The following is a 25,788-nucleotide window of genomic DNA, read 5'->3' on the forward strand; positions in this document are numbered from 1 at the left end:
CTGCCGGCCGGCGCTGCTGCGCACATCGAAGCGGGGATTGCCTTCGGCCCGGAAAGCGGTGCTGGGCGGTCGGACCTTTCGACCGATCCGAGACCCTCTACCGCATCTTCGAATCGATATCCCCCGATGTCGCGGCCCTCATCAATCAACTTCGGGCAGCGCGGATCGTTCGATCGCCGATCGGCTAACGAGACAGAGCCATGAAGAGCGCGATGGTGCGGTCTGCCGGTTCGTGCCCCACGGCACCCGCCAACTACGTACCGGTGAGCGCTTTGAGGAGGACGTACCCGACCGCGGTAAGCAGGAGCAGCCCGCCGAGGCCGGCGACCGGGTAGAGGACGGCGCTCCGGCGGGTGTGCCTGCGGATGCCAATGGCGCCACCGAGGATGATGGCGGCGAACCCTCCGAAGAGGGTAAGCCCCATGCTGCTGTACCAGCCGACGTCTCCACCGTTGCAGCCGTGATCGCGTGACCCACAGGTGGCGTACGAGGTCATGGCCTGGTCGAGGATGAACCCGACACAGACGATGGCGGTAAGCAGACCGACAACGATGGCGACCCAGACGAGGACAAGGTTCCAGTCGGCGGCACAGTTGCTCAGCGGTGCGCGTCGGATGCGGTCCGTCAACGGTGGTCCCCTTGTCTACGCGGCGCTGCTGTAACCGTATCGACCAGATGGCGTCCGAAGACGGATCCACCAGTGCGACAGGTTTCTACGTCATCGACTGCCGTAGTTCCGCAGAGCGGGCGGCGGCGAGACCTTGCTCGGCTGAGGCGAGAAGGGTGGAGTCATGTTCGCGTCGGAGCTCGACGACTCGACGGAAGTCCTCGATCGCTCGGTCCGCGCGTCCGGCGGCAAGCAACGCTTTCGCACGGTGTTGCCTCATCACAGCCTCCCGGGCCGTTCCAGCGCACTCCGCCACGAGTCGGTCGTACTCTTGGACCGCGCTGAGGTGATCACCGAGGTCGCGTTTGCAGTCTGCGATCAGTGCTCGCACGCGCAGGCTCTCCGGGAGTCGTTCGAGGTGCTCGAGGGCGCTTTGCGCGTGCCCGGTCCACAGCAACTCGATGGCGGCAGCCAGCGGATCCCCCGCCATGCCGTCACGGAACTTCACGACGTCAGTGATTGCTGGTCGAAGGTCAGTGCTCCGAATGATCCAGCCCGGTCCGCCCTCAACATCGCTTGTCATCGCAACAACGTAGAACGGATCCTTCGAAACCGCGCCAGCGAAATCCCGGCCCGTCTCGGAAGCCGATCGGCTAGCGGTCGATCTGTGCGAGCCAGTCGCGGACCAGGGCGTTGGTGATGCCGGGTTGCTCGAGGTGCACGTTGTGTCCGGCACCGTCGAGGACGACGAAGCTCCCTCGCGGGTAGTGGTCCCGGAGTGCGAGCCCGTCTTCGTAGCCGACGACGTCGTCCTGCCGACCGAACAGGTGCAGGGCCGGAGCGGTGAACGGTTCCGGGTGGCGCTTCTCCGGCACGGCGTCCAGTGCGTAGTCGGCGGCGATGCGGTCCATCACGGCAGGATCGGCGCCGCGGAGACCGGGGAGCACGTACCGCTCGAACGCTGTGAACGCGGCGGCGTCCTGGATGACGCTGACCTCCTCGAACGCTTCTCGCGCGTCGCCGGCGGCTTCGAGGACGGACGGTTCGATGTGCAGCACGGTGCGCTCGGGGACTGCGCGGTCTGCGTGTGCCGCATGCACGACACCCGCCAGGGTCGCGACGCCGAGGACGTGGTCTCGGCGCTCGTGGGCGACGTGTCGGGCGATCATGCCGCCGAAGGAGTTCCCGATGACGGCGAACGGCTCGTCGCCGAGGTGGTCGTCGATCTCAGCGAGTACCTCGTCGGCCACGTCGACCGCGCTCTTCGCGGTCGCGGTCACCGCAGCGGCCTCGGCCCACGGCAGGTCGAGGAGCACCATTCGCCACGGCAAATCCCGCACCGCATCCGCCAGCGGCAGCATGATCCGGTGGTCCACCCCGAAGCCGTGGAGAGCGACGAGCGGACGACCAGAACCAAGAACTCGCGCGATCACCCAGCAAGCCTATGAGCAACCCGTACCGGTAGCCGATCCGCTCTCGGGCACGTGTGCCCGAGAGCGGATGGATTCGCTCAGCGGCTTGGATGGGCTTGGCGGTCTAGGCAGCGGTAGACGGTCGCTCGTCCAACACCGAAGAGTTCGGCGAGCTCGGCAACCGAGTGCGTGCCGGCTTCATGCACTTCGAGGAGGTGCCGTTGCTGCGCGACGCTGAGCTTGGGCTGTCGCCCACGAAGGTGACCCTTCGCTTTGGCGATCTGCATGCCTTCGCGCGTTCGAGCTCTGATCAGGTCCGACTCGAACTCGGCGACCATCGCGAGGACGTTGAACAGCAATCGGCCGACGGGGTCCTTCGGATCGTGGACGGAACCACCGATGTTGAGCTTGACGTTCTTCGCGGTGAGTTCGTCGACGATGTCCTTCGCATCGCGGAGGCTTCTAGCTAAGCGGTCCAGTTTCGCAATCACCAGGGTGTCTCCGTCACGGCAGGAAGCGAGCGCTTCGCGCAGACCTGGTCGTGAGCGGTTTGTGCCGGTCAAGCCGTAGTCGGTGTGGATGTTCGTCGGGAGGACTCCGAGCCGTTCAAGCGCGACGCGTTGAGCGGTGAGGTCTTGTTCGTAGGTTGAGACGCGGGCGTAGCCGATGAGTAGAGCATTCATGGCGCGAGGATCGCCTTGCTGCGCCAACTTCGGAATCGATCGGCGATCGAGACGTCAGTGGGATGCTGATGGTAGGCAGACTCATGCGCATCCGTCCGTGGACTCTCACGCTCCTTATCCTGCTGGCGGCCTGCGGAGTCGGGCTCTTCGTTCTGCCGCCCGGGGTAGCGACGAAGATCGTCGGCGCAGCGTGCGTCGTGATGGCGTTCGTGGTGCTGTTCTTCTCGGAACGGGCTGGTCGGCCAGGGCGCTGATGCCGCAGGAGCATCCTTCTTCGGGGCCCGCTGACCCACCGGCTATCGAACGGCCGTGCTCTGACTGCACCACGTATTACGGTTCGAGTGTGCCCGCGTTCTCCACCGATGACATCCTCGGCAACAGGCTGGACTTCGAGATCGCCTGCGACGGATTCGTCCGCTGGCTGCGAGACGATACTGAGTTGCGCAACGCCGAGACGTGGCTTCGGCGCGAGGGCTACCGGGTCATCGAGCTGGACGCCGGGGCATGGAGAGAAGCCATGCAGATGCACATCGCCTTCGCGACGGCCCTCAAGTTCCCCAGCCATTTCGGGAAGAACCTGGCCGCGCTCAACGACTGCATGTCAGACGTAGCCGAGGCGGAATACGGGTGGGACGCGGCCGAGACTGGCCTCGTCCTGATCGTCTCCGGCTTCGACGATTTCGCTCAACGACTCCCACGGATCGCCGACCACGTGAAGCAGATCCTGGGAAGGCAGGGACGCTACGCAGCACTCTTCGGGAACCGGCTCCTCACGATCTTGTCCTGAGGAGGATCGACCAGCGGGCGCGTACTGGCATCAAATATCAGCTGATCTTGTTCGCGATCGTCGCGAGGTGGTCTCGAATCTTCCGCAGACTCTCGTCGATCGTCTCCATCCGACCCTTGAGTGACGTGGAGCTCACGCTGTATGTCGTCAGGGTCACCGCTTCGATGGTGAGGTCGAAGGAGTCACGGATTCGTGACCAGCCGAGCCCCTTGTATGACACGTCGACCTGAACCTCATCCGGGGTCGGTTCCCCGTTGGTCAACTCGGAGCCTGAACCCGCGCGACCGGCCCACCAGGTGTTCGACAGTAGCTGACCCGGATTGAGGACCGGGATCGCCCGCTGGTACCTCTGCACCAGGTACGGGGTAACCAGTCCGCTGGTCTCGGCGGGCAGGGTGATCGGGGGCGTAAACTCGACCCGCACGTCCCGCGCGGGCGTCGCTCCGAGGTTGGAGACCACGAACTCGACCGATGAGTCACTGTCAGGGGCTCGCCGGAACTCCGCCGTCACCATCGGCTGGGACCTCGCTTTACTGTCCGACGCGGCGGAGATTAACGCCAGGATCGCCACAAGCGCAGCCACCACACCTGCTATCGCGCCGATCGCGGACCCGTACTCGTTGATCCAGTCCCACATCGCCCACACCCCTACCCGTCGTCCTCGAATCGTAACGGCGGCATGCGCGAAGCGAACCGGTGGAACGTCCGATGACCGATCGGTTACCGAACGGTGCGGCCGGCTCGGCTGATCGCGCTGAGGAGGAGTTCATGGCCCGCGTCGGCTTCTTTCGGGAGAACTCCTCGCCGTCGGAGGAATGCGTAGGACAGCGCCTGCACGGGGTCAACGAGAGCCTGTTGTCCGCCTGCGCCGCTGTGCCCGAACGCCCCTGCGTGTAGTGCCGGGTACTGCTCTGTGACCGCATGGAACCCGACCGCCCAGGCCTTCTGTGTGTGGAGGACGAGGTCCGGACCGACGGACTGGATCTGTGCGAAGGCAGCGCAGGTGTCCGGCGTGAGGAACGGCGCCTTGTCACCTACCCCCGCGGCTGCGCGCGCGTAAAGCTCGGCGAGACCACGTGCCGTTCCGAGGCCACCAAGCGATGCCGTTCCCCGCCGTCGGACGATCGCGTGATTCGGGAGCTCCCACACCTCCGTCCGTCCGCGGATCCCGCGGTTGAACGCGACGTCCGCCAACGCGTTCGGCATCGACGCTGCGACCCGAGCGGCGCGGACCCGTTCATCCGTGTCGGTCATCGGCAATGCGGTGAGAAACCGAGTGTCCTGGTCCTCGGTCGTCCCGAGGTGCACGTCCACGCCGAGCCCTTTGGTGAACCAGTCGGTCGCGAGCTCCTGCACCGACCTTCCCGTAGCTCGGCGGACCACTTCACCGGTCAAAGCGCCCACGACGAGCGCGTGGTAGCCGGCAGCACTACCCGGCCGCCAGAACGGGACGCGTCCCTCGAGCGCGCGCGCGACGAAACGGTCATCGCTCAGCTCCTCGAGCGTGAAACCCCGGGGTGTTCCGACGAGCCCTGCTCGGTGCGCCAACAGCTCACGGAGCAGGAGCCGGTCCTTCCCACCTGCTGCGAACTCAGGCCACCACGTCGCCACCGGCAGGTCGAGATCGAGGACACCGTCCTGCACCAGCATCGCCACGATTAGATGCGTCACGCCCTTCGACGCGGAGTAGATCCCGAGAAGCGAGTCGGCAGTCGTCTCGGGACCGGTCCAGAGATCCACCACCCGCCTGCCGTCCTGGTACGCCGCCACCTGCGCATCCACTGGCTCACGCTCGTCCCGGAGGACCCTCCGGAACGCGTCGATGACCTCTTCGTACCCGCTCGCGACCGACCCGTTGATCTCCTGCTCCACCATGTTCGCTCCCTTCGGAATCCGACGCTACGCTTTCCGGACCACTGGTCACAAATGAGCATCCGTTCACCCGGTCGGCGGTTATGCTGCCCCGATGACGAGCGGTCAGGTGCCGGTGAGGCGACGGGGGCGACCTCCGCGGATCGATCGGGATCAGATCATCGCCGCCGTGATCGCGGCAGAGGACATTGATCGAATGACCATGCGCGAGCTCGCAGCACGGCTCGGTGTCAGCCACAGCGCGGTGTACCGGTGGGTTCCCGACCGTGACGCCCTGTTCGACCTGGTGGGGTCGGCGCTGGTCGACCGGGCAGTCGCCGAACCGCTTCCGGTCGGGACGCTGTCGACGAGGCTCACGACACTCGGTCACCGGATCCGGACGGCATTCCTATCAGTCCCTGGATTCGCGACCCATCTCGCACGCCCCCACAACCACAGCGCGCACGCACTCGACCGCCTCCGAGGAACGATCGTCGACCTGTTCATCGAGTGTGGCGTTTCCCGCCCCGCCGCGCAGAAGTCGTGGTTCGTCTTCGTGACAACCGTCATCGCCGCCCTCGCCGCCGAGGAGCAGCACCACGACGACATCCAGGGAAGCTCCTCGTTCGACGACTTCCTCAACACACTCACCCGAGGACTTCCCCTCCCCTGACCACTTCCGCTTCACCCACGACCTCCACCTCATGCCAGACGATTGGAATCAGGCGCTGATCGCTCCGGGCATTGCCCTGGCCTCGTGTACGCCGCGTCTCGATAGCCGATCGGTCATCGGACGTTGGAAGCGGACATCCACTCCATTAGGGGCAGACGAGTCAACCGCGCTCTCGTCCTGGCAGCGGCTCACCGTTGAGGAACGCCTCATAAGCGACGCGTGCGTCGTCCTCGACGGTTGGCTTACCGTTGCTATATCGAGCGTCTGTTCGGTCGCGCTTCGGACCTGATACCCAGTAGCCCTCGCCCGACTCGACATCGTAAAAGTTGGAGTCGTAGTTCGCGTAGGCGGTACCGGTCACTCGCCTCAGTGTGCGGCCGTGAAAATAGACCGTCGACCAAGACTTCGAGAACCGCACGCTGGCAATCCAGGACGGGCCCGCGTCCGTGTCATAACCAGTCTTGAGTTGAACAAACATGATCCTGTCAGGCACGACCTGACTCTAAGCCCGACCTGCAGCTCTCACGACAGCCTCGTCAACTCCGCGCAGTCTGAGACCACCACCGAACGGCCGTTACGCGGTGCGAGAGCGGATCGCTCAACGGGGCAGTTGCCATGGACTTCCGGCGATGAAGCTTCGCATCACACGCCGGATGACTCTGGCTCGATGAGTGGCTGCGGAATCTGCGCCGTGCAGACCGACCGGCCGGGAGGGAGCTGGCCGTGCTCCAGCTCGTAGTCGCACTCACCGCATGTCGCGCCAGTAGCGTCTTGTGCGGTGGGGTGTTCGACCCACGGATGTGTACACGCCGGGCATGCGTTCTTCGAGAGACGTCTCGACACGGCGCGGTGGTCGAGGATGACCGGTGTGGTTCCGTCCCACGGCCGCCATCGCCACCGATGGCGGACCGCGACGGGAGTCGTGCCGACGTCGAGCAGTACCTGGCTCCGCACGGACGTGGTCACGACGACCTCGCACGGGATGACGCCCCGGAGCGTCACCGCCGTTGCGGTCACGTCAATGCTCTCGAGGATGAGTTCGCCTGTTCCGTCGGTGACGTCGACGACGACGCTCACCGCGTCGGGCACGGTCAGCGTGACGGGAAGTCGAACTGTCCCGGCGCTCGTGTTGTGCTCGACGACCGACCCGTGGAGCACGAGCACTCCGCTGACGACTCTTGCGGCGGTGACGTCGAACGTTGCGTCGTCGAGCTTGTCGAGAGATCGAACGGGCATGGTGTGATCCTCGCACGCGGAGTTCAGCAGTCTCTTGCAATCGAGGCGAGCAACCGTCCGGTGACGGATCGGCTAGCGGACGCATGCAATGACGGACGTGACTTAGCTCAGTGAGCGAGAGGAATGCCGCGAATTGGGTACGTCTTGGTACCGACACGGTGTCGGCCACGGGGAACCAGCAAATCGTCTGGTCCGCTACACGGAACCGTCACGACTTCACGCCCGTCGCCTGCTGCGGCAAGCGTTCCGCGGAGCAGGTCGTCGAAGAAGTAGCGCTCCGGACCGGCCAGGTTGATTTCGTGATCAGACGGTTCCGGCTCAAGCGCGGTCGTCTCGAGGAGGTTCACAACCTCGGAGAGGTCGACCGGCTGAATGAGCGAGCGCTCCGCGATCACGCGTCCGTCGACGGTGTGTTGGTCTGCCAGCACCGGGACCCACGAGTGGAACTGCGTTGTGCGGACGATCGTCGCGGGTACCATCGCTGACTTCAGCACCCGCTCCTGGGCGACCTTGCCGCGCCAGTACCCGTTGTCCGGCCCGTCCTCCTCGCCGACACCCACGATCGACAGCAGGACATGATGCCGAACCCCTGCCCGGTCGCCGGCTCGCACCAGGTTCAGGCTCGTGGTCTCGAAGAAGTCGGTCGCCTCATCGTCGAATCGAGCGATGTTGAGCGTGTTCACGATTGTGTCGACTCCGACCAGTGCGGCGTCCAGCCCGTCTCCCGTCGTCGCGTCCACGCCATTCGAGCGACTGCCGATGACCACTTCAACGCCCTTCTCCTTCAGCGCCCCAGCGACTTCCGCTCCAACCTGGCCACGACCGCCCGCGATGAAGACTCTCATGTTCACCCTTCTTCCGTCCTTGACGAGATCTCGCTGAGGGCTTGACGACAGACAGCGCCGACATGTGAGGTGACCGAGTGTCTCGCGCCATTGTCGGAGCTGGCGACCGCCTTCGCGTGAGACCCGTGGGAGCTAGCCACATCGAGTTGCGGCAGGCGCCCTCCGGGTCGCGTTGGCGTCATCGACGACTTGGCTCGTCCTTGCCGACGAGGCCGAGTTTCATGAGGGACTTCGCAGTGTCGAGCAGTGTCTCGCGCACGGGGCGCGGCTCCCAGCCGAGGAGGTTCTTGGCCTTGGCATTGCTGATGACGGGCGCGACAGAGCTGTCGGATCCGTCACTGCTGGCGGCTGATTCGGTCAATGGGACGTCTGAGGCGAGGGAGCCGAGCTCGTCGTGGAGCAAGACAGCGACGTCGCGGAAGCTCACGGATGGTCCGTCCGCGACTGCCAGGAACCGCTCCCCTGCCGCTTCGGAGTGCGTCATCGCTGCAAGGTGGAGCGCAGCGGCGTCGCGCACATCAACGACGCCGAACGATTGCGCCGGCAGATTCTCCATTAAACCGTCAAGCATCGCCTTGATGAACGCGACCGACGTCGACAGCTTCGTGCTCAGCGTCGGGCCGAAGATGCCCACAGGGTTTACGGCCGAGAACTCGAGCCCCTCACCTTGCTGAGCAACGAAGTCCCACGCGGCTCGTTCGGCGACGACCTTCGACTTGATGTAGGGCTGCAGGTCATCCTCGGGATTGGTCCAGTCGCTTTCGGTGAAGCTCGGAACAGCCTTGTGTGAGTACCCGACGGCTGCGAACGAGGACGTCATCACGACTCGCTCAACGCTGGCATCGCGAGCAGCCGTGAGGACGCGGAGCGCTCCATCTCGTGCCGGCACGATCACGTCATCCTCGTGCTGCGGGGTATGTCCTGGGAAGGGAGAAGCGACGTGCATCACGTACCGCGCTCCCGACATGGCATCGGTCCAACCGTTGTCGGAGCTCAAGTCGGCATACGCGAGATCGAGCCTGTCAGCAGACAGCACCCCCGCACGGTCGAGATCCTCGCGCAGCGCCGCTCCTCGGGCTTGGCTGCGGACGGTCGCGCGAACGCGGTAGCCCTGGTCGAGGAGCGCCGCGGTGATGTGCGCGCCGAGATAGCCGTTCGCTCCGGTGACCAGCACGGTGGCGTCTGGGTGAATCGTCATGGTTGATCCGTTCTCGTGGAAGTAAAGTGGTAAGCGGAACGCGTTCCGGAACAGAGTAAACGGAAAGTGTTCCGTTTGGAAGGGGTGGGGATGAGTGACCGTGACGGCCGCCGAGCGGATGCCGTGCGCAACCGTGCACGAGTGCTCGATGCGGCAGTGCGGTTAGTGTCCGTGCAAGGCGCGGACGTGCCGTTCACTGCCATCGCAGCCGCAGCGGGCGTCGGGGTCGGAACCGTCTACCGACACTTCCCCTCACGCATCGCGCTGTTCGAAGCGGTATACCGGAACGAGCTCGACGCTGTGTGCGATGCCGCCACGCAGCTCGAAGCGGACGAGGAACCGGCGGACGCCCTTCGTACGTGGTTGGACCGATTCGTCGACTACTTGGTTACGAAGGCCGGCTTGAGCTCGGCGTTGACGGCTGCGATTGCGGGAGGCGCGCAGCCGTTCGAGCACAGCCGCGGCCGTTTGAACGATGCACTGCAGATTCTGCTTGCTGCGCTGCAACGAGATGGACGGCTGCGTGACGGCGTCGCCTCGGACGACGTGCTGCTGTTGGTGGCAGGAACAGCGTTGGTGTCGGAGACGAGCGGCACGGACCGTCGGCAGCGTGATCGGCTGCTGGATCTCGTCGTCACCGCCGTGGTGGCGTAGGTGCTCGGCTGGTGAAGTCGCGGAGCGTGATGAGCGCTTGACCTGGAGCGCACTCCGGGTGTGAGCATGAGGTCATGCGTGAAGTCCCCCTCCCTGAAGTCGATGCGGCCGTGCCACCGGACGGGCTGAGTATCGGGCAGGCCGCAGCCGCGCTGGGTCTCCCGATGGAGACGCTCCGGTACTACGACCGGGCTGGCCTGATGCTGGATCCGACGCCCCGGACACCGTCTGGGCAGCGCCGGTACCACCAACCGGACCTCGATTGGGTGGGCGGGTTGGTGATGCTGCGCGAAACCGGCATGTCGATCGCCGACATCCGCGGGATCGCTGAACTCAGTCGACGGCCCGGTACGGAAGGGGACCGGCTCCGGTTCTTCGAGGACCACCGGCAGCACGTCCTCGAAGACCTCGCACGGACGCAGCGGCATCTCGCTGCGATCGAACAGAAGATCGCCACCTACCGGGCGATCGTCGAGAAAGGAACCACTGCAGATGCAGACACGACAGCTCGGTGACGGACTGACCGTCTCGGCCATCGGACTCGGTGCGATGGGCATGAACGCCTTCTACGGCCCGAGCGATGAGCGGGAGTCGACCGCGACGCTGCAGCACGCGGTCGACATCGGTGTGACGTTCATCGACACCGCCGAGGCGTACGGTCCGTTCACGAACGAGCAGCTGATCGGCCGTGCCCTGGGGTCTCGTCGCGACGAGATCACGATCGCGACGAAGGCATCAGCGGAGACCGACGACGACGGGACCGTCCACGGCCGCAACGGCAGCCCCGAGTACATCCGACGCGCCTGCGACCGGTCCCTCCGGCACCTCGGCATGGACACCATCGATCTGTACTACCTCCACCGCGCCGACCCTGCGGTACCGATCGAGGACAGCGTCGGTGCGATGGCGGACCTGGTCGCAGCGGGCAAGGTGCGACACATCGGCCTCTCAGAAGTCGCCGCGCCCACGCTCCGCCGCGCTCACGCCGTTCACCCGATTGCTGCCGTGCAGTCGGAGTTCTCCCTGTTCTCCCGGGACGTGCTGCACAACGAGGAGAAGGCGACCGCTGACGAACTCGGCATCGGCTTCGTTGCCTTCTCCCCGCTCGGACGCGGGGTCCTCACCGAGGGCGTCCGCAGTCTGGACGATCTGGCACCGGACGACGCCCGCCGAGGTCTTCCCCGCTTCCAGCCCGCAGCGTTCGCGGCGAACCGGCGGCTCGTCGCACGGGTTGAGCGGATAGCCGGCGAGATCGGAGCGACGACTGCGCAGGTTGCCCTCGCGTGGCTCCTCGCCGAGGGCGCTGTGCCGATCCCCGGAACACGTCGCCGCTCCCGCCTCGACGAGAACGCGGCAGCCGCAGGCATTCGGCTCACCGACGCACAGCGAACCGCACTCGTCGACGCGATCCCGGCCGACGACGTCATCGGCTCACGGGACGGTGTCGACGCGCCAATCGGTATCGACCGTTGACGTGATCACTCCCCCGAACGGCATGATCGGCCCATGAGCTACCGCACAGTCCGTCCTGAGGATCTCCCGCTGCTGTTCCGTCTGGAACGGGCGTACATGCAGGAGGTTGAGCCGGACAGCGTTGCCGGATGGACGAACGCTCTGGACCGGAATCTCGAACTGTGGATCGATTGCCTGCCTACCAGCGGCGCGATCACGGACGAGGATGGCACGGTCACCGGTTTGGCCGTCTGGCAACTGCAGCCCGCCGTCGCGACACTCGTCGCCGTGCACGTAGTGCCCGAGCGGCGGGGCGCCGGTGTCGGCGGCCGCCTGTTGGAAGGGTTCGTCGGTGCAGCAACCGCTGGCGGTGTGCCGACGGCCGCGCTCGGCGTCCACGAGTCGAATACTCGCGCCGAACGGCTCTACACATCCCACGGGTTTTGCCACATCGGATCGGACGGTGCGTACCGCCTCTTCGAACGAAGCCTCACCGTCTGATCTGCAGCACGCCGAGTCAGCGAGACCTAGCGCATAGACACCGCTCTTCCCGGGCGGATGGCACGACACCGAATCGCTCGCGTATCACTCGTGCGCCTTGGTTCGGTGCGAGCAGTACGTCCGTGCGCGCCGTTCCGTTCGTCTCGATGAGGTGGTCGCCGATGAGCGTCGTCCGTCCGCGTTGCCGACGGATCGAGAGGACGGGCGCTTCCTCGCCGATCTGAGGGCGCACCGCCTTCGACCGGATGAGAGCGTCGGGTTCGAGTGCGTCCATGAGACCTCGAGCGGCAGCCACCCTGTAGCGAGGATCGTCCGATCCTCGTACGCCGAGCGCGCCATCGGGCATGCGGATCTCGAAGCCGTCGATCGAAGCTGCCTGCCCTTGCTTGTCCTGGAGGAGCAGAGGGCCATCGGGGCCGGCTCCGGACACATCTACCAGGTAGGGGTCCGCCTCGAGGTGCACGGCAAGAGCCAATCGGGGAATCCCGCGGGGGCTGTTGAGTCGGTTCGGTGTGACGGTGAGCGGGGTGACGGTGAAGCCGAGGCCGACCAGCAGCATCGCGAACGCCAGGTTCAGTTGCGTGGCGGGTGCACCGCGCCGCTGCTGGGTGATGCGGTTGAGGAGTCCGGGCAGGGTGCCGGCGGCGTCTTCGCATCCGCCGAGGTCCTCGAGCGGAATCGTCGCGAGGTGTGTGCGGTGCAGCGTTCGGAGGCTGCTGAGGTCTGCGAGGGGAACGTGGTCGATGGCGAGCCTGTGGAGGTAGTCGTTGACGACCGTTGTGGGCGTGTTCATCGGGTTTGCTCCTGTCTGATGCTCTTGCCTCTGTGACGACGGCGGCAGGGTGAGCGTGATGACCGAGGGGTGTTTCCGGTGATGACTCACATTTGCGTGGGTTGCGCCGTCAGACCTTTGACTGGACAGGAAGAAGGTTGCACCGTGAAGGACATCGTCATCGTCGGCGGCGGGTACGCCGGGTTCTACACCGCGTGGAAGCTGGAGAAGAAGCTCCGCCGCGGCGAAGCGCGCGTCACCGTCATCGATCCACGTCCCTACATGACGTACCAGCCGTTCCTCCCCGAGGTGACTGCCGGCTCCGTCGAGGCGCGCCACGTCGCCGTTTCCCTCCGCAGCCACCTCCGCAGGACCCGACTGATCGCCGGCGCGGTAACGAACATCGATCACGCCGCTCGGACCGTCACCGTGACACCGAAGGACGGCGAGCCTTTCCCGGTGCGATACGACACCATCGTCGTAACCGCCGGGGCAGTCACGCGGAAGTTCCCCATCCCCGGGCTCGTCGATGAAGCAATCGGGATGAAGCAGGTCGAGGAAGCCGTCGCGATCCGCGACCACATCCTCACCGCCTTCGACCGCGCCTCGGTCCTCCCCCCGGGGCCCGAGCGGCAGAAGCTGCTCACCGTGACGTTCGTCGGAGGTGGCTTCTCCGGCGTGGAAGGCTTCGGCGAAACGCTCGCCCTCGCGACGGCGCTGCTGAAGTCGTACCCGGAGCTGAGCATGGCCGACATTTCGTTCCACCTCGTCGAAGCGCAGGGCCGGATCCTGCCCGAGGTCACCGACGAGCCGGGTAAGTGGGTCGTCCGACACCTCGAACGACGAGGCGGTCACGTTCACCTGAACACGCAGATGCTCTCCGCCGTCGGCGGCCGCGTGGTCCTCTCAACCGGCGAGGAGTACGACTCCGGCCTCATCGTCTGGGTCGCCGGTAACGCGGCGAACCCTGTCGTCGAGCGGCACACCGACCTGCCACTGACCGCCCGCGGGTCGGTTCGCGTTCGTGCAGACCTGCGCGTGGAGGGTGACGACGGGATCGTTCCGGACGCATGGGCCGCCGGCGATGACGCAGCCGTACCGGACCTTGCCTCCCCGAAGCCGGGGGCGCTCACGGTCCCGAATGCTCAGCACGCCGTCCGGCAGGGCAAGCGGCTCGCGAAGAACCTTGTCGCAGCGCTCCGCGGCGAAGCACCCCGTGACTACGTGCACCACAACCTGGGTGTCGTCGCGACTCTTGGCCTCGGACACGGGATCTTCCAGTACAAGCGCGTCGTCATCACGGGCTTCCCCGCGTGGGTCATGCACCGCGGTTACCACGTGCTCGCCGTTCCGACGTGGGAGCGGAAGTTCCGCGTCCTCCTGGTCTGGATCAGCGCCGTGTTCGCAGGCCGCGACATCGCCTCCCTCGGCTCCATCACCGAGCCTCGCCGAGCGTTCGTGACCGGTGGTGTCCCCGACACCGTCACGGGAGCGACCGATGCCCGTTGATCGTAGAACCCGACCATCCCGCCGTTCCCTAGCGGACCTGGTCGCGGACACAACGCCAGGACGGCTGACCGCCGCGGCCCTCACCTGGATGCGGCACCGCCCGGTACCGCTGCATTGGACCGGGTTGTTCGGCGTCGCCACCGCAGCGATCGCACTGGTTTATCTCGGCACAGGATTCGTCATGGGGTTCCTGTTCGATGCGTCCATCGAACAAGTCGTCTACCACGGGTCGTACGCACCCCTCGACGGTCACCTTGTCTCCGCCGCATACGCGTCGGAGCTGCGACTGGCCTTCGACGTGCACGGCGGCATGCTGCTGCGCCAACTGCACCACTGGTCGATGCAACTCCTCCCGGCGACGATCATCATGCATATGCTCGTCACCTTCTTCACCGGCGGGTTCCGCAAGCCACGTCGCACGCGCTGGGTTCTGCTGTTCCTCCTCTACGTCGTCGCCCTCGCCGGCGGATGGAGCGGTTACGGACTACCGGACGACATGCTCTCCGGCAGCGGACTCCGCATCGTCGACGGCGTCGCTCTTGGCATCCCACTGATCGGCACGGACGTTACTGGGCTTCTGTTCGGTGGCCCGTTCCCCGGCCGGATCATCGAGACACTCGCGCTCATCCACTTCGGCCTTGTCCCGATCGCCATGGCCCTGCTGCTCGCCCTCCAAGCCATTGTCGCCCTCGCGGAATCACCAGCTCAGTTCCCCGCTCCCGGCAGGTCGGAAGCGTCGACGACGGGGGTCGCGCTCTGGCCAAACGGGCTGACCCGGCTCGGCGGCTTCTTCATCAGTGTGGTGGGGATCCTGGTCGTCATCGCGACGACGGTGACCATCAATCCGGTGTGGCAGTACGGCCCGTCCGACCCCGGCAACGCAACCGCTGGATCGCAACCGGACTGGTACACGGCCTTCCTTGACGGTGCCCTTCGCCTCGTGCCACCCGGATGGGAAATCGTCATCCTCGGACGAACCGTGACACTCGCCGTCATCGTCCCGTTGCTCGCGATCGGCGCCTTCATGGTCCTCGTGCTGCTCTACCCATTCCTCGAGCAGTGGATCGCGTCCGACGCGCGCGATCACCACCTGCTGCAGCGACCACGCGATACCCCGACACGCACGGCCATCGGCGCTGCCGGCATGACCTTCTACGGCGTCCTCTGGGCAGCCGGCAGCGCGGACGTCCTCGCACACCAATTACAACTGGCACTCGAGACCGTCATCCACACCCAGCAGACGATGCTGATCATCGGACCGCTCATCGCATTCGCACTCGCCCGCCGGACCGCACTCGCACTCCAGCGCAAGGATCGCGAAGCACTCCTCCACGGCTACGAAACCGGACGCATCGTCCGACTCCCCGACGGCGACCACATTGAAGTCCATGTACCGATCAGCGCCGAAGAGCGATGGCGCATCCTCGCCGCCGAACGGCCCGAACCGGTCATCCTGCAGCCCAGAGTAGACGGCCGCACCACCACCGCGATGCGGATCCGTTTTCAGTTGAACCACTTCTTCTTCACGGGCCGCCTCGTGCCGCTACCCCCAGTCGATGCAGAACACGCCGCGCCTGTCGCCGTCGGTGAGGCCACACAAGCTCCGGTCGTCGAAGCATGACGATGCTCACTTCCCCAGCACGACCTCACACCGAGTAGACGCACGCCGTCACAGCAACAGACACCGCACAGCGACGGATTTCGGGGCTTCGCTGTGTGGCGTCATTCGACAATCGAAGGAGCACAAGGATGCAGCACGTGAACATCGGCAAGCACGCGCCGAAGAACTACGAAACGCTCATGGCTTTGACAGGCCAAGCCGAACACGACGCCGCCGACGCGGGACTGGACAAGAAACTGGTGGAGCTGGTGAAGATCCGCGCATCGCAGCTAAACGGGTGCGCGTTCTGCCTCCGGATGCACGTCCGCGACGCCATCGCCGCCGGCGAGATGGCGGACCGGCTTGCCGTCGTCGCGGCCTGGTGGGAATCGCAGTACTTCTCCCCTGAGGAGCAGGCCGCGCTCCTGATCGCGGAGCAGATCACCGGCATCGGCGACCAGCACGTGACGCGCCGGCCGGAGGTCGCACCGCTATCCGACGAGCAGGTATCCGCGATCACCTGGATCGCCATCGTCATCAACGCCTGGAACCGGGTCGCGATCACCAGCCACTACCCGGTTGCCCCCTGACCTGACACCAAGAGGGAGGCGGGGTGCAACTCCTTTGCCTCGGCCTTCCTCGCCGAATCGCCTCACATTCCGGCACCTGCCGTCGTCATGATGATCACAGCACGAACAGGAGCGACGATGACCGACAGCGAGCCACAGAAGCCCGGAACGGACGCTGCCCGCGCCAGCGAGCAGCTCCCAGACGTCTTCGACGAACGCCGCCGGTTGATCTCGATCGGCTACCGCATGCTCGGCACGCTCGCCGAAGCCGAGGACGCAGTGCAGGAAACCTACGTCCGCTGGTACCGAATGACGGACGCCGAACGAGCCGCGATCACGAACCCACAGGGGTGGCTCACACGCGTGATGAGCAGGGTGTGCCTCGATGTCCTCGGGTCCGCGCGAGCACGCCGTGAGCGATACGTCGGGGAATGGCTTCCCGAACCGGTACCTGCCAACCTCTTCACCGGCAGCGCCAGCGACCTGACAGCAACCGCCGACCCATTGGACCGCGTGACGCTTGACGACGAGGTCAGCACAGCGCTGCTCATCGTCATGGAAAGCATGACACCGGCGGAGCGCGTCGCGTTCGTCCTGCACGACGTGTTCGCCGTGCCGTTCGACGAAATCGCCACCATCGTCGGTCGAACCGTCACAGCAGTCCGGCAACTCGCGACGTCGGCCCGACGCCGCGTGCGAGACAACGAGGTGAGCCCGCGGAATCGAAAGCAGCATGATGAAGTCCTGCTCGCCTTCGCGGCGGCAGTCAGCGGCGGAGACCTCGCGGCGCTGACGGCGCTCCTAGACCCCTCGGTCACACTCCGCTCCGACGGCGGCGGCGTCGTCAACGCTGCCCGCCGCGCAGTCCTCGGCGTCTCCAACGTCGCTCGGTTCATGCTCGGCACGGTCCGTAAGCGGTCCTCCCTCGAATTCCGGGACCAGCTGACCGGTGACGGTGTCGCGCTCGCCGCCATCGAGGGGGATCAGTTGCTCGCCATCATCAACGTCAAGGTGCGCGACGGGCTCATCACCGACGTGTGGATGCAGGTCAACCCGGAGAAACTCACCACCTGGTCCATCAGCTGACCTCACACCCTGCCGCCCAGCGTCGTCACATGGGCGGCGGCAGAAGCCGCCGGAAAGGAACACTCATGAAGATCCTCATCCTCGGCGGCAACGGCCACGTCGGCACACGCCTCACGCTTCGCCTCAACGAGCTCGGACACGACACCCTCGTCGCATCGCGCACGAACGGAGTCGACGCCGTCACCGGGGCCGGCCTTGGCGACGCCATGGCCGGTGTCGACGTCGTCGTCGACGTGCTGAACACCGTCGACATGGATCCTGCCGCCGCAACGGCCTTCTTCCGTGGATCCACCGAGCGGGTCCTCGCAGCCGAGCACACCACCGGCGTACGCCATCACGTGCTGCTCTCGGTCGTCGGCGCGGACCGCGCACTCGCCAACGGCTACTACGTCGGCAAGGTCGCACAGGAAGAGGCGGTCCGCGACGGGGGCATCCCCTTCACCATCGTCCGCGCAACGCAGTTCCACGACTTCATCCCCACAATCGCCGACGGGCTCACAGAAGACGGCGTCGTCCGCGCACCGGGCATGCTGCTCCAGCCTGTCGACGTCGACGACGTCGTGGACCTCCTGGCCGAGACCGCAACCAGCGAGCCCGTGAACGACACCGTCGACCTCGCCGGACCAGACCGCTATCGGCTCGATGAACTCCTCCGCGCAACCCTCTCGGCAGCCGCGGACAGCCGTCAGGTAGCGACGGCGCCCGGCGTTGCGCTCGGCGCCGACACTCCCGACTCCCTCGTACCGCTCGGCGCACACCGTACTGGCACCCGCCGCTACCCCGTAAACGCCGGCACGACGCAGCCGTAGCCAACGCTCGCCCCACTCCAGTTGAAGGGCGCCCTCACACTCTACGCCGCGACCTCGTCAGTGTGAGCAAGAGCGCGGCTTCACGCGCCGGATTGGGAGACCACATGAAGATCGCGATCGCCGGCGGTACCGGCACCGTCGGACGCCACGTCGTCCGTGCAGCACGCGAACGAGGGCACGAAATCGTCGTCCTCTCGAGGAAGCACGGCGTAGACGTGCTCGGCGATGTCGGTATCGCTGGTTCGATCGAAGACGCTGACGCGGTCATCGATGTGCTCAACACCACGACGCTCGCCACCAAAGCGGCCAGAGCGTTCTTCTCCACCGCCACCTCTAACCTCCTCGCGGCGGAGACGCAAGTCGGTACTGCGCACCACGTCCTGCTGTCGATCGTCGGTATCGACGAGATCGACACGTCCTACTACGCCGGCAAGCTCGCGCAGGAGCGGCTCATCCGGGCCTCCGACGTCCCGCACACCGTGGCACGAACCGCGCAATTCCACGAATTTGCGGAACAGGTCGCCGCCCAAACCTCCATCGGACCGGTCACATTAGTGCCGCGCACCCTGTCTCGCCCCGTCGCGGCACGGGACGTCGCGGAGCACCTCGTCCGCGTCGCCGAATCCGCCCCCGCGGTCCGAGCTCCGGATCTGGTCGGACCAGCGGAGACCACCCTCGCCGAGATGATCCGACGGATGTACGACCACGACGGCATCCGACGCCGCGTACTCGACGTCCGCTTCCCTGGCGCGTATGGCAAGGGCCTCGCTTCCGGGGCCCTGCGCGGCGGGACTGAGCCCCAGCGCGTCACCGGCACCACGTTCGACCAATGGCTTGGATCCGCTGACCACCGCAGCTGAACAACACGACAAGCAAGGAGCCTCCCGTGGAACACCCCCGACCCATCCAATACCGCATCGGTCCCCTGCAAACCGTCGGTCTCGTCGGCACCATCATCATCGCCATAGGCGTCGGATTCTGGGCCTACGTGCTCCCGCGAGAGTTCTACGACCACTTCCCCTCCCTACTCGGCGAGGGGATATCCCAAGACGGACCGTTCAACGAGCACCTCATCCGCGACCACGGGGCACAGTACCTCGCACTCGGCGCCGGCAGCGTTGCAGCGTTGTTCTGGCGATCACAGCCGCTGTTCCGCGTCCTCGGCATCGCGTGGGGTAGCTTCGGCGTGCTCCACTTCGCGTACCACGCGACCCACCTCGGACACATGAGCACCCGTGACGCCGTATCCCAGCTGATCGTCTTGGCCGTCGCAGCGCTTTTCGGAATCGCGATCGCCATCCCGAAGCGACGCAGGAGCAGGAGCAGGAGCAGGAGCAGGAGCAGCTGAGCCAGAGGGACACGAAGATCACAGGCATCCCCTCGTGACAGCTCGCACCGTACGTTCCGAAGGCTTGTCGGCCCGTCCCGAACACCGATCGGCTATCGGTCGCGCGAGACGTTTCGCGCCCGGAGCGAGAGCAGGACCGCGGCGAGAGCGAGGATGATCGCCGCGGACGCGGCTATCCGGCCCGCTTGCTGAGCGGTCAGTGCCAGCTTGTACTGCTCCTTCGTCAGCACCACATCCGCTCCATGGGTCGTCGGCCAGAAGAACACCGGCGCCACCTGGCCGGCGTCAACAGTCGATACAACACAGATCACCACTGCAACAGCAGCCAGCGCAACAGCGACGATCGCCCACAGACTCGAGCGTGCTCGACGAACCATGAGTCAACCGTAGCGACGGATGGCAGTCAGTCGTCCCGTCCCGTCGGCGGAACCGCACATGATGTCCTAGCAGACCATCGGCTGGCTGGCGCTCCTGAGCTCGGGGGGTAGATAGCCTCTTCAACGGGAGGCGGAGCACATGAAGAAGTTCATCATCGGGTCCGTCATCGTCGCGGGTCTCGGCGCACTGATCACCATCGAGTTTCTCATCGCCATCGGCGTCGATTACCGCCTGCAAGAAGACAGCGGTATCGAGCCGGGCTACACGCCGAACGTCGTCATCGGCGGCTTCGAAGCTGGCCTATGGCTGCTCGGGATTGGCGGCGCCGCGCTCTTCGTCAGCAGCATCGTCGCGATCTTGCAGCGTCGCAATAAGCGCACGGCCGCGTCAGCAGCGTCGCACTGACGCGCAACCGCAAGCCGCACAGCACGCCGCTCGGGAACGGCCGGGGCTCTGTCGTGTCTATGAGCTCGCCTGTGCCGTCCAGCGATCCTCTACCGGTCGGCCGCCGTGAAGACGACACGACCCGAAGTCGCAGCACCGCCGACCCAGTGAGCTTCGATGTCGTCGAACGGTGCAGGCCGCGTTTCGATGCTCACCGTCTTGTTCGCGATCGCCGCGACGATGCCTGGCAGTTCTTCGACGAACGCGGCACGTCCGACGGAACCCTGCCCGCTGCCGACGATTCGCAGCCCGGACGCCCGAAGGGCCGGGGAGGGGATCGGGGCATCCTGGCCCGCGGTCGAGCCGATTGCGATCCAGTCTAGTCGACGACCTCGATCCTGCCGGGCCGTCACGAGGGAACGCATCACGTCAGCTGCGGGCTGCCCCCAGACGTAGTCGACGACAGCATCGACGTCCGCCGCCGCCTCCCCCACAGCGTTCGGGTCGGTGAGGGAGACCACGGTGTCCGCTCCGAGTCCGCGCAGCTGCTCGAGGCGTGTGGCATCGCGACCGCTGGCGATGACGGACGAAGCCCCGAGGTGCCGCGCCACCTGCACGGCAGCATTCCCCGACGCACCCGTCGCACCGAGGACCAGTACTCGGCTCCCGGGCGCGAAGTCGATCCGGCGACGAAGCGCAACCCAGGACGACATCACCGGATTCGCTCCCGCTGCCACGGCGACCGGGTCCGCGCCGTCCGGGAGGACAACGCTGGCCCGAGGATCCGCGGCGACACGTTCTGCCATCGTGCCCCGGGTGTCGCTTGACACGACGAAGTAGCGCAGCGATGCATCTGGGAACCGGCCGACCGCGTCGACGCCCGGGATCAGCGGGAGAGCGCCCTCGCTCGTGTAGTGCGAGCCGGCTGCCTGGGACTTGACCCGCGGATGCAGGCCCGCGGCCACGACCTCGACGATGACCTCACCGGGGGCCGGCTCGGGCTCGGGGAACTGCTGCCAGACCGGTGCTTGTCCGAACTGTTCGACAACGGCTGCGTACATGAATCCTCCAATTGGTTCGTGTTGCGAACAAAGTAGTTCGTATAACGAACTTCGTCAAGTATGATGACGACGTGGATCAAGACGACGAGATGAGCCGGCTCGTGGATGCGATCGGAGAGCTGTCGTTCCGCACGATGGGAGCGTTGACCGAGATCGCCGCCGACGAGGGAGTGTCGTTGACCCAGCTCCGGGTGCTGGCGATCCTGCGGGATCGTCGCGTCCGGATCGGGGAGCTGGCGCAGTACCTCGGGCTGGAACGCTCAACCATGACCGGCCTGGTCGCTCGCGCGTCCGCCAAGGGGTTCCTGAGTCGGCAGCCGAACCCGGACGATGCTCGCGCAGTCGATGTCGTGATCACCGACGCGGGCGCACGGGTCGCACACCGCCTGGAAACATCGATGCGCGAAGCGCTCGAACCCATAACGACCGCACTCGACCCGGATCAGCAGTCACAGCTTCGGGTGCTTCTCGGCGCGATGCTGCGCTGATTCACTGTCTCAATAACCGGTCCTTCAGCCGACACAGCATCCCGCAACGCACCCGTCACAGCTGGCTTGTCTCACATGACCCGTCCGAATCGAATCTCGTTGAGGGCCCGCCATTCGGCCGCATCAGCGACAGCACCCTCGAACGCAGAACGCCCCGCCGACCGAAGCCAGCGGGGCGTTCCGACAAGGTCGGATCAGGATCAGAAGTCCCAGTCCTCGTCCTCCGTCACGACGGCCTTACCGATGACGTACGACGAGCCCGACCCCGAGAAGAAGTCGTGGTTCTCGTCCGCGTTCGGGGACAGCGCCGACAGGATCGCCGGGTTCACGTCCGTCGTCTCCTTGGGGAACATCGGCTCGTAGCCCAGGTTCATCAGCGCCTTGTTGGCGTTGTAGTGCAGGAACTTCTTGACGTCCTCGGTCAGCCCGACACCGTCGTAGAGGTCCTGCGTGTACTGCACCTCGTTCTCGTAGAGCTCGAACAGCAGGTTGAACGTGTAGTCCTTGATCTCCTGCTTGCGCTCCTCGGAAGCGCCCTCGAGACCCTTCTGGAACTTGTACCCGATGTAGTACCCGTGGACGGCCTCGTCGCGGATGATCAGACGGATGAGGTCAGCGGTGTTCGTGAGCTTCGCCCGCGAAGACCAGTACATCGGCAGGTAGAAGCCGGAGTAGAACAGGAACGACTCGAGCAGCGTCGAGGCGACCTTGCGCTTCAGGGGGTCGTCACCCGTGTAGTAGTCGAGGACGATCTGGGCCTTCTTCTGCAGGTTCGGGTTCTCCGTGGACCAGCGGAAGGCGTCGTCGATCTCGGGCGTCGACGCGAGCGTCGAGAAAATCGACGAGTAGCTCTTCGCGTGCACCGACTCCATGAACGCGATGTTCGTGTAGACGGCCTCTTCGTGCGGGGTGATCGCGTCCGGGATGAGGCTGATCGCGCCGACGGTGCCCTGGATGGTGTCGAGCAGCGTCAGGCCGGTGAAGACCCGCATGGTGAGCTGCTGCTCCTCCGGCGTGAGCGTGTTCCACGACTGCACGTCGTTCGACAGCGGCACCTTCTCGGGCAGCCAGAAGTTGTTGACCAGCCGGTTCCAGACCTCGACGTCCTTGTCGTCCTGGATGCGGTTCCAGTTGATGGCACTGACCGCGCTGATCAGCGGGATGGACTTGCCCGTGGCGTGGACCGGGTCGGTGAGGGTCATGGGATTGTCTTCCGGATTCGAGATGGTGATCTGGTGACGGACTGGAGGCGCGGTGCGGGGCCGCCCCGCGCCTCCAGTCCGAAGGGTGATCGCGTGAGCGATCAGAGCATGCAGCTGACGCAGCCCTCGACCTCGGTGCCCTCGAGGGCGAGCTGGCGCAAACGGATGTAGTAGATCGTCTTGATGCCCTTGCGCCATGCGTAGATCTGGGCCTTGTTGATGTCGCGCGTGGTCGCGGTGTCCTTGAAGAACAGCGTGAGCGACAGACCCTGGTCGACGTGCTGCGTGGCAGCGGCATACGTGTCGATGATCTTCTCGGGGCCGATCTCGTACGCGTCCTGGTAGTAGTCCAGGTTGTCGTTCGTCATGAACGGCGCCGGGTAGTAGACGCGACCGAGCTTGCCTTCCTTGCGGATCTCGATCTTCGACGCGATCGGGTGGATCGACGACGTCGAGTGGTTGATGTACGAGATCGAACCGGTCGGCGGCACGGCCTGGAGGTTCTGGTTGTAGATGCCGTGCTCCTGGACGGACGCCTTGAGCGCCTTCCAGTCGTCCTGCGTCGGGATCGCGATGTTCGCGTTCGCGAAGAGCTCCGCGACGCGGGCGGTCGCCGGCGTCCACGCCTGGTCGGTGTACTTGTCGAAGAACTCACCCGACGCGTACTTCGAGTCGCGGAAGCCGTCGAAGGTCTCCCCCGTCTCGATCGCGATGTTGTTCGAGGCACGCAGGGCGTGGAACAGCACCGTGTAGAAGTAGATGTTCGTGAAGTCGATGCCCTCTTCCGAGCCGTAGTACACGCGCTCACGAGCGAGGTAGCCGTGCAGGTTCATCTGACCGAGGCCGATGGCGTGCGACTTGTCGTTGCCGTCCTCGACGGAACGCACCGACGAGATGTGCGACATCTGCGACACCGAGGTGAGGCCGCGGATGGCGGTCTCGATGGTCTTGCCGAAGTCCGGCGAGTCCATCGTCAGCGCGATGTTGAGCGAGCCGAGGTTGCAGGAGATGTCCTTGCCGATCTCCTTGTACGAGAGGTCCTTGTTGAAGGTGGTCGGGGTGTTGACCTGCAGGATCTCCGAGCACAGGTTGGACATGTTGATCCGACCCTTGATCGGGTTGGCCTTGTTCACCGTGTCCTCGAACACGATGTACGGGTAGCCCGACTCGAACTGGATCTCGGCGATCGTCGTGAAGAAGTCACGCGCCTTGATCTTCGTCTTCTTGATGCGCGAGTCGTCGACCATCGCGCGGTAGTTCTCGGAGATCGGGACGTCACCGAACGGCATGCCGTAGACCTTCTCGACGTCGTACGGCGAGAAGAGGTACATGTCCTCGTTGTTCTTCGCGAGCTCGAACGTGATGTCCGGCACGACGACACCGAGCGACAGCGTCTTGATGCGGATCTTCTCGTCGGCGTTCTCGCGCTTGGTGTCGAGGAACTTCATGATGTCCGGGTGGTGCGCGGACAGGTAGACGGCACCGGCACCCTGACGCGCACCGAGCTGGTTCGCGTAGGAGAACGAGTCTTCCAGCAGCTTCATCACGGGGATGATGCCCGAGGACTGGTTCTCGATCTGCTTGATCGGGGCGCCGGCCTCGCGGATGTTGGAGAGCAGCAGCGCCACGCCGCCGCCGCGCTTCGAGAGCTGCAGCGAGGAGTTGATGCCGCGCGAGATCGACTCCATGTTGTCCTCGATGCGGAGGAGGAAGCAGGAGACGAGTTCGCCGCGCTGGGCCTTCGCGGTGTTGAGGAACGTCGGGGTCGCGGGCTGGAAGCGACCGGCGATGATCTCTTCCACCAGGTCGATCGCGAGCTGCTCGTTGCCCTGCGCCAGGCCGAGGGCGGTCATCACGACGCGGTCCTCGAAGCGCTCGAGGTAGCGCTTGCCGTCGAACGTCTTGAGCGTGTAGCTCGTGTAGTACTTGAACGCACCGAGGAACGTCTGGAACCGGAACTTCTTCGAGTACGCCAGGTCGTTGAGCTTCTGAATGAACTCGAGCGAGTACTGGTCGATCGTCTCGCGCTCGTAGTACTCGTTCTCGACCAGGTAGTCGAGCCGCTCCTTCAGGTTGTGGAAGAAGACGGTGTTCTGGTTGACGTGCTGCAGGAAGAACTGCTTGGCGGCCTCACGGTCCTTGTCGAACTGGATGTTCCCGTTCGCGTCGTAGAGGTTGAGCATCGCGTTGAGGGAGTGGTAGTCCATCCCCGTCTGCGGCGACGTCAGATCGACGTCTGCAACTGCTGCGTCCAAAATGCTTCCAATCCAGTGGTGACTGCGTGCACGTCGTCAGGCGTGCCGAAGAGCTCGAAACGGTAGAGGATGGGGACGCCGCACTTCTGCGCGATGACGTCCCCCGCGAGGCCGTAGGCCTCGCCGAAGTTCGTGTTGCCGCCGACGACCACACCGCGGATCAAGGAGCGGTTGCGTTCGTCGTTGAGGAACTTGATGACCTGCTTCGGGACCGCGCCCTGCCCGTTGCCGCCCCCGTAGGTCGGCAGCACGAGCACGTACGGCTCGTCCGCGTGGAGGAACGGGTCGCTCGGGAGGAGCGGGATCCGGTCTGCCGGCAGCCCCAGCTTCTCGATGAAGCGGGCCGTGTAGCCGGACACGCTCGAGAAGTAGACGAGGTTGCTCATGTGCGCTCCTTGGTCAGAGGTGCGGACAGCGGATCAGGGGCG

31 protein-coding genes are annotated in these 25,788 nt (G+C 65.3%); 15 read left to right on the forward strand and 16 right to left on the reverse strand.

Annotated elements, in window-relative coordinates:
* Window positions 1–253: 253 nt before the first annotated feature.
* From ABC270_RS16560 to ABC270_RS16575, 4 genes are all read right to left on the reverse strand, one after another.
* On the reverse strand, window positions 254–628 hold the full coding sequence (locus ABC270_RS16560) for a hypothetical protein (protein WP_412881821.1): 375 nt from the start codon (window positions 626–628) through the stop codon (window positions 254–256).
* Window positions 629–713: 85 nt separating this feature from the next.
* Entirely contained in the window at window positions 714–1,115 is a 402-nt protein-coding gene (locus tag ABC270_RS16565; RefSeq protein WP_412881822.1) for a hypothetical protein, read from the reverse strand.
* Between the two features lie 145 nt (window positions 1,116–1,260).
* Window positions 1,261–2,040 carry an alpha/beta fold hydrolase gene (locus tag ABC270_RS16570; RefSeq protein WP_412881823.1) on the reverse strand — a complete coding sequence of 260 codons (780 nt, stop codon included), beginning with the start codon at window positions 2,038–2,040 and terminating at the stop codon, window positions 1,261–1,263.
* Between the two features lie 77 nt (window positions 2,041–2,117).
* Window positions 2,118–2,702, reverse strand: a complete 585-nt coding sequence (locus tag ABC270_RS16575; RefSeq protein ID WP_412881824.1) for a recombinase family protein — start codon at window positions 2,700–2,702, stop codon at window positions 2,118–2,120.
* 343 nt (window positions 2,703–3,045) lie between these two features.
* On the opposite strand from ABC270_RS16575, the gene ABC270_RS16580 reads away from it, so the two are divergent.
* Entirely contained in the window at window positions 3,046–3,489 is a 444-nt protein-coding gene (locus ABC270_RS16580; protein ID WP_412881825.1) for a barstar family protein, read from the forward strand.
* Window positions 3,490–3,526: 37 nt separating this feature from the next.
* Here the strand turns inward: ABC270_RS16580 and ABC270_RS16585 are convergent, their stop codons facing one another.
* Both ABC270_RS16585 and ABC270_RS16590 read right to left on the reverse strand, forming a co-directional pair.
* Window positions 3,527–4,126 (reverse strand): hypothetical protein, encoded by a 600-nt coding sequence (locus ABC270_RS16585; RefSeq protein WP_412881826.1) that lies wholly within the window; start codon window positions 4,124–4,126, stop codon window positions 3,527–3,529.
* A gap of 83 nt (window positions 4,127–4,209) precedes the next feature.
* Complete coding sequence (locus ABC270_RS16590; RefSeq protein WP_412881827.1) at window positions 4,210–5,364, reverse strand: serine hydrolase domain-containing protein; 1,155 nt, start codon at window positions 5,362–5,364, stop codon at window positions 4,210–4,212.
* Between the two features lie 91 nt (window positions 5,365–5,455).
* On the opposite strand from ABC270_RS16590, the gene ABC270_RS16595 reads away from it, so the two are divergent.
* Window positions 5,456–6,013 carry a TetR/AcrR family transcriptional regulator gene (locus ABC270_RS16595; protein WP_412881828.1) on the forward strand — a complete coding sequence of 186 codons (558 nt, stop codon included), beginning with the start codon at window positions 5,456–5,458 and terminating at the stop codon, window positions 6,011–6,013.
* Between the two features lie 160 nt (window positions 6,014–6,173).
* Here the strand turns inward: ABC270_RS16595 and ABC270_RS16600 are convergent, their stop codons facing one another.
* The 4 genes from ABC270_RS16600 to ABC270_RS16615 form a co-directional block, all read right to left on the reverse strand.
* Window positions 6,174–6,506: a hypothetical protein gene (locus ABC270_RS16600; RefSeq protein ID WP_412881829.1), complete on the reverse strand. Its 333-nt coding sequence runs from the start codon at window positions 6,504–6,506 to the stop codon at window positions 6,174–6,176.
* 149 nt (window positions 6,507–6,655) lie between these two features.
* Window positions 6,656–7,177, reverse strand: a complete 522-nt coding sequence (locus ABC270_RS16605) for a hypothetical protein (RefSeq protein ID WP_412881830.1) — start codon at window positions 7,175–7,177, stop codon at window positions 6,656–6,658.
* 179 nt (window positions 7,178–7,356) lie between these two features.
* Window positions 7,357–8,094, reverse strand: coding sequence for an SDR family oxidoreductase (locus tag ABC270_RS16610; protein ID WP_412881831.1), 738 nt, complete (start codon window positions 8,092–8,094; stop codon window positions 7,357–7,359).
* Window positions 8,095–8,272: 178 nt separating this feature from the next.
* Window positions 8,273–9,292, reverse strand: coding sequence for an SDR family oxidoreductase (locus tag ABC270_RS16615; RefSeq protein WP_412881832.1), 1,020 nt, complete (start codon window positions 9,290–9,292; stop codon window positions 8,273–8,275).
* A gap of 90 nt (window positions 9,293–9,382) precedes the next feature.
* Here ABC270_RS16615 and ABC270_RS16620 point away from each other — a divergent pair, with 90 nt between their 5' ends.
* The 4 genes from ABC270_RS16620 to ABC270_RS16635 all read left to right on the forward strand — a co-directional run bounded on the left by ABC270_RS16620 (window position 9,383) and on the right by ABC270_RS16635 (window position 11,899).
* Window positions 9,383–9,946 carry a TetR/AcrR family transcriptional regulator gene (locus ABC270_RS16620; RefSeq protein ID WP_412881833.1) on the forward strand — a complete coding sequence of 188 codons (564 nt, stop codon included), beginning with the start codon at window positions 9,383–9,385 and terminating at the stop codon, window positions 9,944–9,946.
* Window positions 9,947–10,020: 74 nt separating this feature from the next.
* Window positions 10,021–10,461: a MerR family transcriptional regulator gene (locus tag ABC270_RS16625; protein WP_031261866.1), complete on the forward strand. Its 441-nt coding sequence runs from the start codon at window positions 10,021–10,023 to the stop codon at window positions 10,459–10,461.
* Window positions 10,439–11,419, forward strand: a complete 981-nt coding sequence (locus tag ABC270_RS16630; protein WP_031261869.1) for an aldo/keto reductase — start codon at window positions 10,439–10,441, stop codon at window positions 11,417–11,419. Before ABC270_RS16625 ends, ABC270_RS16630 begins: the two co-directional genes overlap by 23 nt.
* 33 nt (window positions 11,420–11,452) lie before the next feature.
* Entirely contained in the window at window positions 11,453–11,899 is a 447-nt protein-coding gene (locus tag ABC270_RS16635) for a GNAT family N-acetyltransferase (RefSeq protein ID WP_022906517.1), read from the forward strand.
* 16 nt (window positions 11,900–11,915) lie between these two features.
* Here the strand turns inward: ABC270_RS16635 and ABC270_RS16640 are convergent, their stop codons facing one another.
* The gene (locus ABC270_RS16640) at window positions 11,916–12,692 is read right to left on the reverse strand and encodes an arylamine N-acetyltransferase (RefSeq protein ID WP_412881834.1); all 777 of its coding nucleotides are present in this window, start codon (window positions 12,690–12,692) and stop codon (window positions 11,916–11,918) included.
* Between the two features lie 144 nt (window positions 12,693–12,836).
* On the opposite strand from ABC270_RS16640, the gene ABC270_RS16645 reads away from it, so the two are divergent.
* The 7 genes from ABC270_RS16645 to ABC270_RS16675 all read left to right on the forward strand — a co-directional run bounded on the left by ABC270_RS16645 (window position 12,837) and on the right by ABC270_RS16675 (window position 19,592).
* Complete coding sequence (locus ABC270_RS16645) at window positions 12,837–14,180, forward strand: NAD(P)/FAD-dependent oxidoreductase (protein ID WP_412881835.1); 1,344 nt, start codon at window positions 12,837–12,839, stop codon at window positions 14,178–14,180.
* 181 nt (window positions 14,181–14,361) lie between these two features.
* Window positions 14,362–15,801, forward strand: a complete 1,440-nt coding sequence (locus tag ABC270_RS16650) for a cytochrome b (RefSeq protein WP_412881836.1) — start codon at window positions 14,362–14,364, stop codon at window positions 15,799–15,801.
* A gap of 128 nt (window positions 15,802–15,929) precedes the next feature.
* The gene (locus tag ABC270_RS16655; RefSeq protein WP_412881837.1) at window positions 15,930–16,370 is read left to right on the forward strand and encodes a carboxymuconolactone decarboxylase family protein; all 441 of its coding nucleotides are present in this window, start codon (window positions 15,930–15,932) and stop codon (window positions 16,368–16,370) included.
* A gap of 117 nt (window positions 16,371–16,487) precedes the next feature.
* Window positions 16,488–17,435, forward strand: coding sequence for an RNA polymerase sigma factor SigJ (gene sigJ / locus ABC270_RS16660; RefSeq protein WP_412881838.1), 948 nt, complete (start codon window positions 16,488–16,490; stop codon window positions 17,433–17,435).
* A 65-nt stretch (window positions 17,436–17,500) separates the two neighbouring features.
* The gene (locus ABC270_RS16665) at window positions 17,501–18,244 is read left to right on the forward strand and encodes an SDR family oxidoreductase (protein WP_412881839.1); all 744 of its coding nucleotides are present in this window, start codon (window positions 17,501–17,503) and stop codon (window positions 18,242–18,244) included.
* A 104-nt stretch (window positions 18,245–18,348) separates the two neighbouring features.
* A complete protein-coding gene (locus ABC270_RS16670; protein ID WP_412881840.1) occupies window positions 18,349–19,104 on the forward strand; it encodes an SDR family oxidoreductase in 756 nt (251 codons plus the stop codon).
* A 26-nt stretch (window positions 19,105–19,130) separates the two neighbouring features.
* A complete protein-coding gene (locus ABC270_RS16675) occupies window positions 19,131–19,592 on the forward strand; it encodes a hypothetical protein (protein ID WP_412881841.1) in 462 nt (153 codons plus the stop codon).
* A gap of 92 nt (window positions 19,593–19,684) precedes the next feature.
* On the opposite strand, the gene ABC270_RS16680 is transcribed toward ABC270_RS16675, so the two are convergent.
* Entirely contained in the window at window positions 19,685–19,969 is a 285-nt protein-coding gene (locus ABC270_RS16680; RefSeq protein ID WP_412881842.1) for a hypothetical protein, read from the reverse strand.
* Between the two features lie 139 nt (window positions 19,970–20,108).
* Between ABC270_RS16680 and ABC270_RS16685 the strand changes: the two genes are divergently transcribed.
* Window positions 20,109–20,375 (forward strand): hypothetical protein, encoded by a 267-nt coding sequence (locus tag ABC270_RS16685; protein ID WP_412881843.1) that lies wholly within the window; start codon window positions 20,109–20,111, stop codon window positions 20,373–20,375.
* A gap of 89 nt (window positions 20,376–20,464) precedes the next feature.
* On the opposite strand, the gene ABC270_RS16690 is transcribed toward ABC270_RS16685, so the two are convergent.
* Window positions 20,465–21,415, reverse strand: a complete 951-nt coding sequence (locus ABC270_RS16690; protein WP_412881844.1) for a quinone oxidoreductase family protein — start codon at window positions 21,413–21,415, stop codon at window positions 20,465–20,467.
* 71 nt (window positions 21,416–21,486) lie between these two features.
* Between ABC270_RS16690 and ABC270_RS16695 the strand changes: the two genes are divergently transcribed.
* Window positions 21,487–21,903, forward strand: a complete 417-nt coding sequence (locus ABC270_RS16695) for a MarR family winged helix-turn-helix transcriptional regulator (protein ID WP_412881845.1) — start codon at window positions 21,487–21,489, stop codon at window positions 21,901–21,903.
* A 200-nt stretch (window positions 21,904–22,103) separates the two neighbouring features.
* Here the strand turns inward: ABC270_RS16695 and nrdF are convergent, their stop codons facing one another.
* The 3 genes from nrdF to nrdI form a co-directional block, all read right to left on the reverse strand.
* Window positions 22,104–23,105: a class 1b ribonucleoside-diphosphate reductase subunit beta gene (nrdF, locus tag ABC270_RS16700; protein ID WP_058725585.1), complete on the reverse strand. Its 1,002-nt coding sequence runs from the start codon at window positions 23,103–23,105 to the stop codon at window positions 22,104–22,106.
* Between the two features lie 101 nt (window positions 23,106–23,206).
* Window positions 23,207–25,312, reverse strand: coding sequence for a class 1b ribonucleoside-diphosphate reductase subunit alpha (gene nrdE, locus ABC270_RS16705; protein WP_412881846.1), 2,106 nt, complete (start codon window positions 25,310–25,312; stop codon window positions 23,207–23,209).
* A 17-nt stretch (window positions 25,313–25,329) separates the two neighbouring features.
* Window positions 25,330–25,746: a class Ib ribonucleoside-diphosphate reductase assembly flavoprotein NrdI gene (gene nrdI, locus ABC270_RS16710; protein ID WP_412881847.1), complete on the reverse strand. Its 417-nt coding sequence runs from the start codon at window positions 25,744–25,746 to the stop codon at window positions 25,330–25,332.
* Window positions 25,747–25,788: the final 42 nt, after the last annotated feature.

Source organism: Curtobacterium phoenicis (assembly GCF_047238015.1).
GTDB lineage: Bacteria > Actinomycetota > Actinomycetes > Actinomycetales > Microbacteriaceae > Curtobacterium.

Coding starts and splice junctions, on each gene's coding strand:
- sigJ (WP_412881838.1), top strand. CDS start 16,488: ATGACCGACAGCGAGCCACAGAAGCCCGGAACGGACGCTGCCCGCGCC.
- nrdE (WP_412881846.1), bottom strand. CDS start 25,312: ATGGACTACCACTCCCTCAACGCGATGCTCAACCTCTACGACGCGAAC.
- ABC270_RS16665 (WP_412881839.1), top strand. CDS start 17,501: ATGAAGATCCTCATCCTCGGCGGCAACGGCCACGTCGGCACACGCCTC.
- nrdI (WP_412881847.1), bottom strand. CDS start 25,746: ATGAGCAACCTCGTCTACTTCTCGAGCGTGTCCGGCTACACGGCCCGC.
- ABC270_RS16690 (WP_412881844.1), bottom strand. CDS start 21,415: ATGTACGCAGCCGTTGTCGAACAGTTCGGACAAGCACCGGTCTGGCAG.
- ABC270_RS16655 (WP_412881837.1), top strand. CDS start 15,930: ATGCAGCACGTGAACATCGGCAAGCACGCGCCGAAGAACTACGAAACG.
- ABC270_RS16670 (WP_412881840.1), top strand. CDS start 18,349: ATGAAGATCGCGATCGCCGGCGGTACCGGCACCGTCGGACGCCACGTC.
- ABC270_RS16585 (WP_412881826.1), bottom strand. CDS start 4,126: ATGTGGGACTGGATCAACGAGTACGGGTCCGCGATCGGCGCGATAGCA.
- ABC270_RS16610 (WP_412881831.1), bottom strand. CDS start 8,094: ATGAGAGTCTTCATCGCGGGCGGTCGTGGCCAGGTTGGAGCGGAAGTC.
- nrdF (WP_058725585.1), bottom strand. CDS start 23,105: ATGACCCTCACCGACCCGGTCCACGCCACGGGCAAGTCCATCCCGCTG.
- ABC270_RS16685 (WP_412881843.1), top strand. CDS start 20,109: ATGAAGAAGTTCATCATCGGGTCCGTCATCGTCGCGGGTCTCGGCGCA.
- ABC270_RS16630 (WP_031261869.1), top strand. CDS start 10,439: ATGCAGACACGACAGCTCGGTGACGGACTGACCGTCTCGGCCATCGGA.
- ABC270_RS16640 (WP_412881834.1), bottom strand. CDS start 12,692: ATGAACACGCCCACAACGGTCGTCAACGACTACCTCCACAGGCTCGCC.
- ABC270_RS16650 (WP_412881836.1), top strand. CDS start 14,362: ATGGGGTTCCTGTTCGATGCGTCCATCGAACAAGTCGTCTACCACGGG.
- ABC270_RS16590 (WP_412881827.1), bottom strand. CDS start 5,364: ATGGTGGAGCAGGAGATCAACGGGTCGGTCGCGAGCGGGTACGAAGAG.
- ABC270_RS16575 (WP_412881824.1), bottom strand. CDS start 2,702: ATGAATGCTCTACTCATCGGCTACGCCCGCGTCTCAACCTACGAACAA.
- ABC270_RS16595 (WP_412881828.1), top strand. CDS start 5,456: ATGACGAGCGGTCAGGTGCCGGTGAGGCGACGGGGGCGACCTCCGCGG.
- ABC270_RS16625 (WP_031261866.1), top strand. CDS start 10,021: ATGCGTGAAGTCCCCCTCCCTGAAGTCGATGCGGCCGTGCCACCGGAC.
- ABC270_RS16615 (WP_412881832.1), bottom strand. CDS start 9,292: ATGACGATTCACCCAGACGCCACCGTGCTGGTCACCGGAGCGAACGGC.
- ABC270_RS16635 (WP_022906517.1), top strand. CDS start 11,453: ATGAGCTACCGCACAGTCCGTCCTGAGGATCTCCCGCTGCTGTTCCGT.
- ABC270_RS16620 (WP_412881833.1), top strand. CDS start 9,383: ATGAGTGACCGTGACGGCCGCCGAGCGGATGCCGTGCGCAACCGTGCA.
- ABC270_RS16680 (WP_412881842.1), bottom strand. CDS start 19,969: ATGGTTCGTCGAGCACGCTCGAGTCTGTGGGCGATCGTCGCTGTTGCG.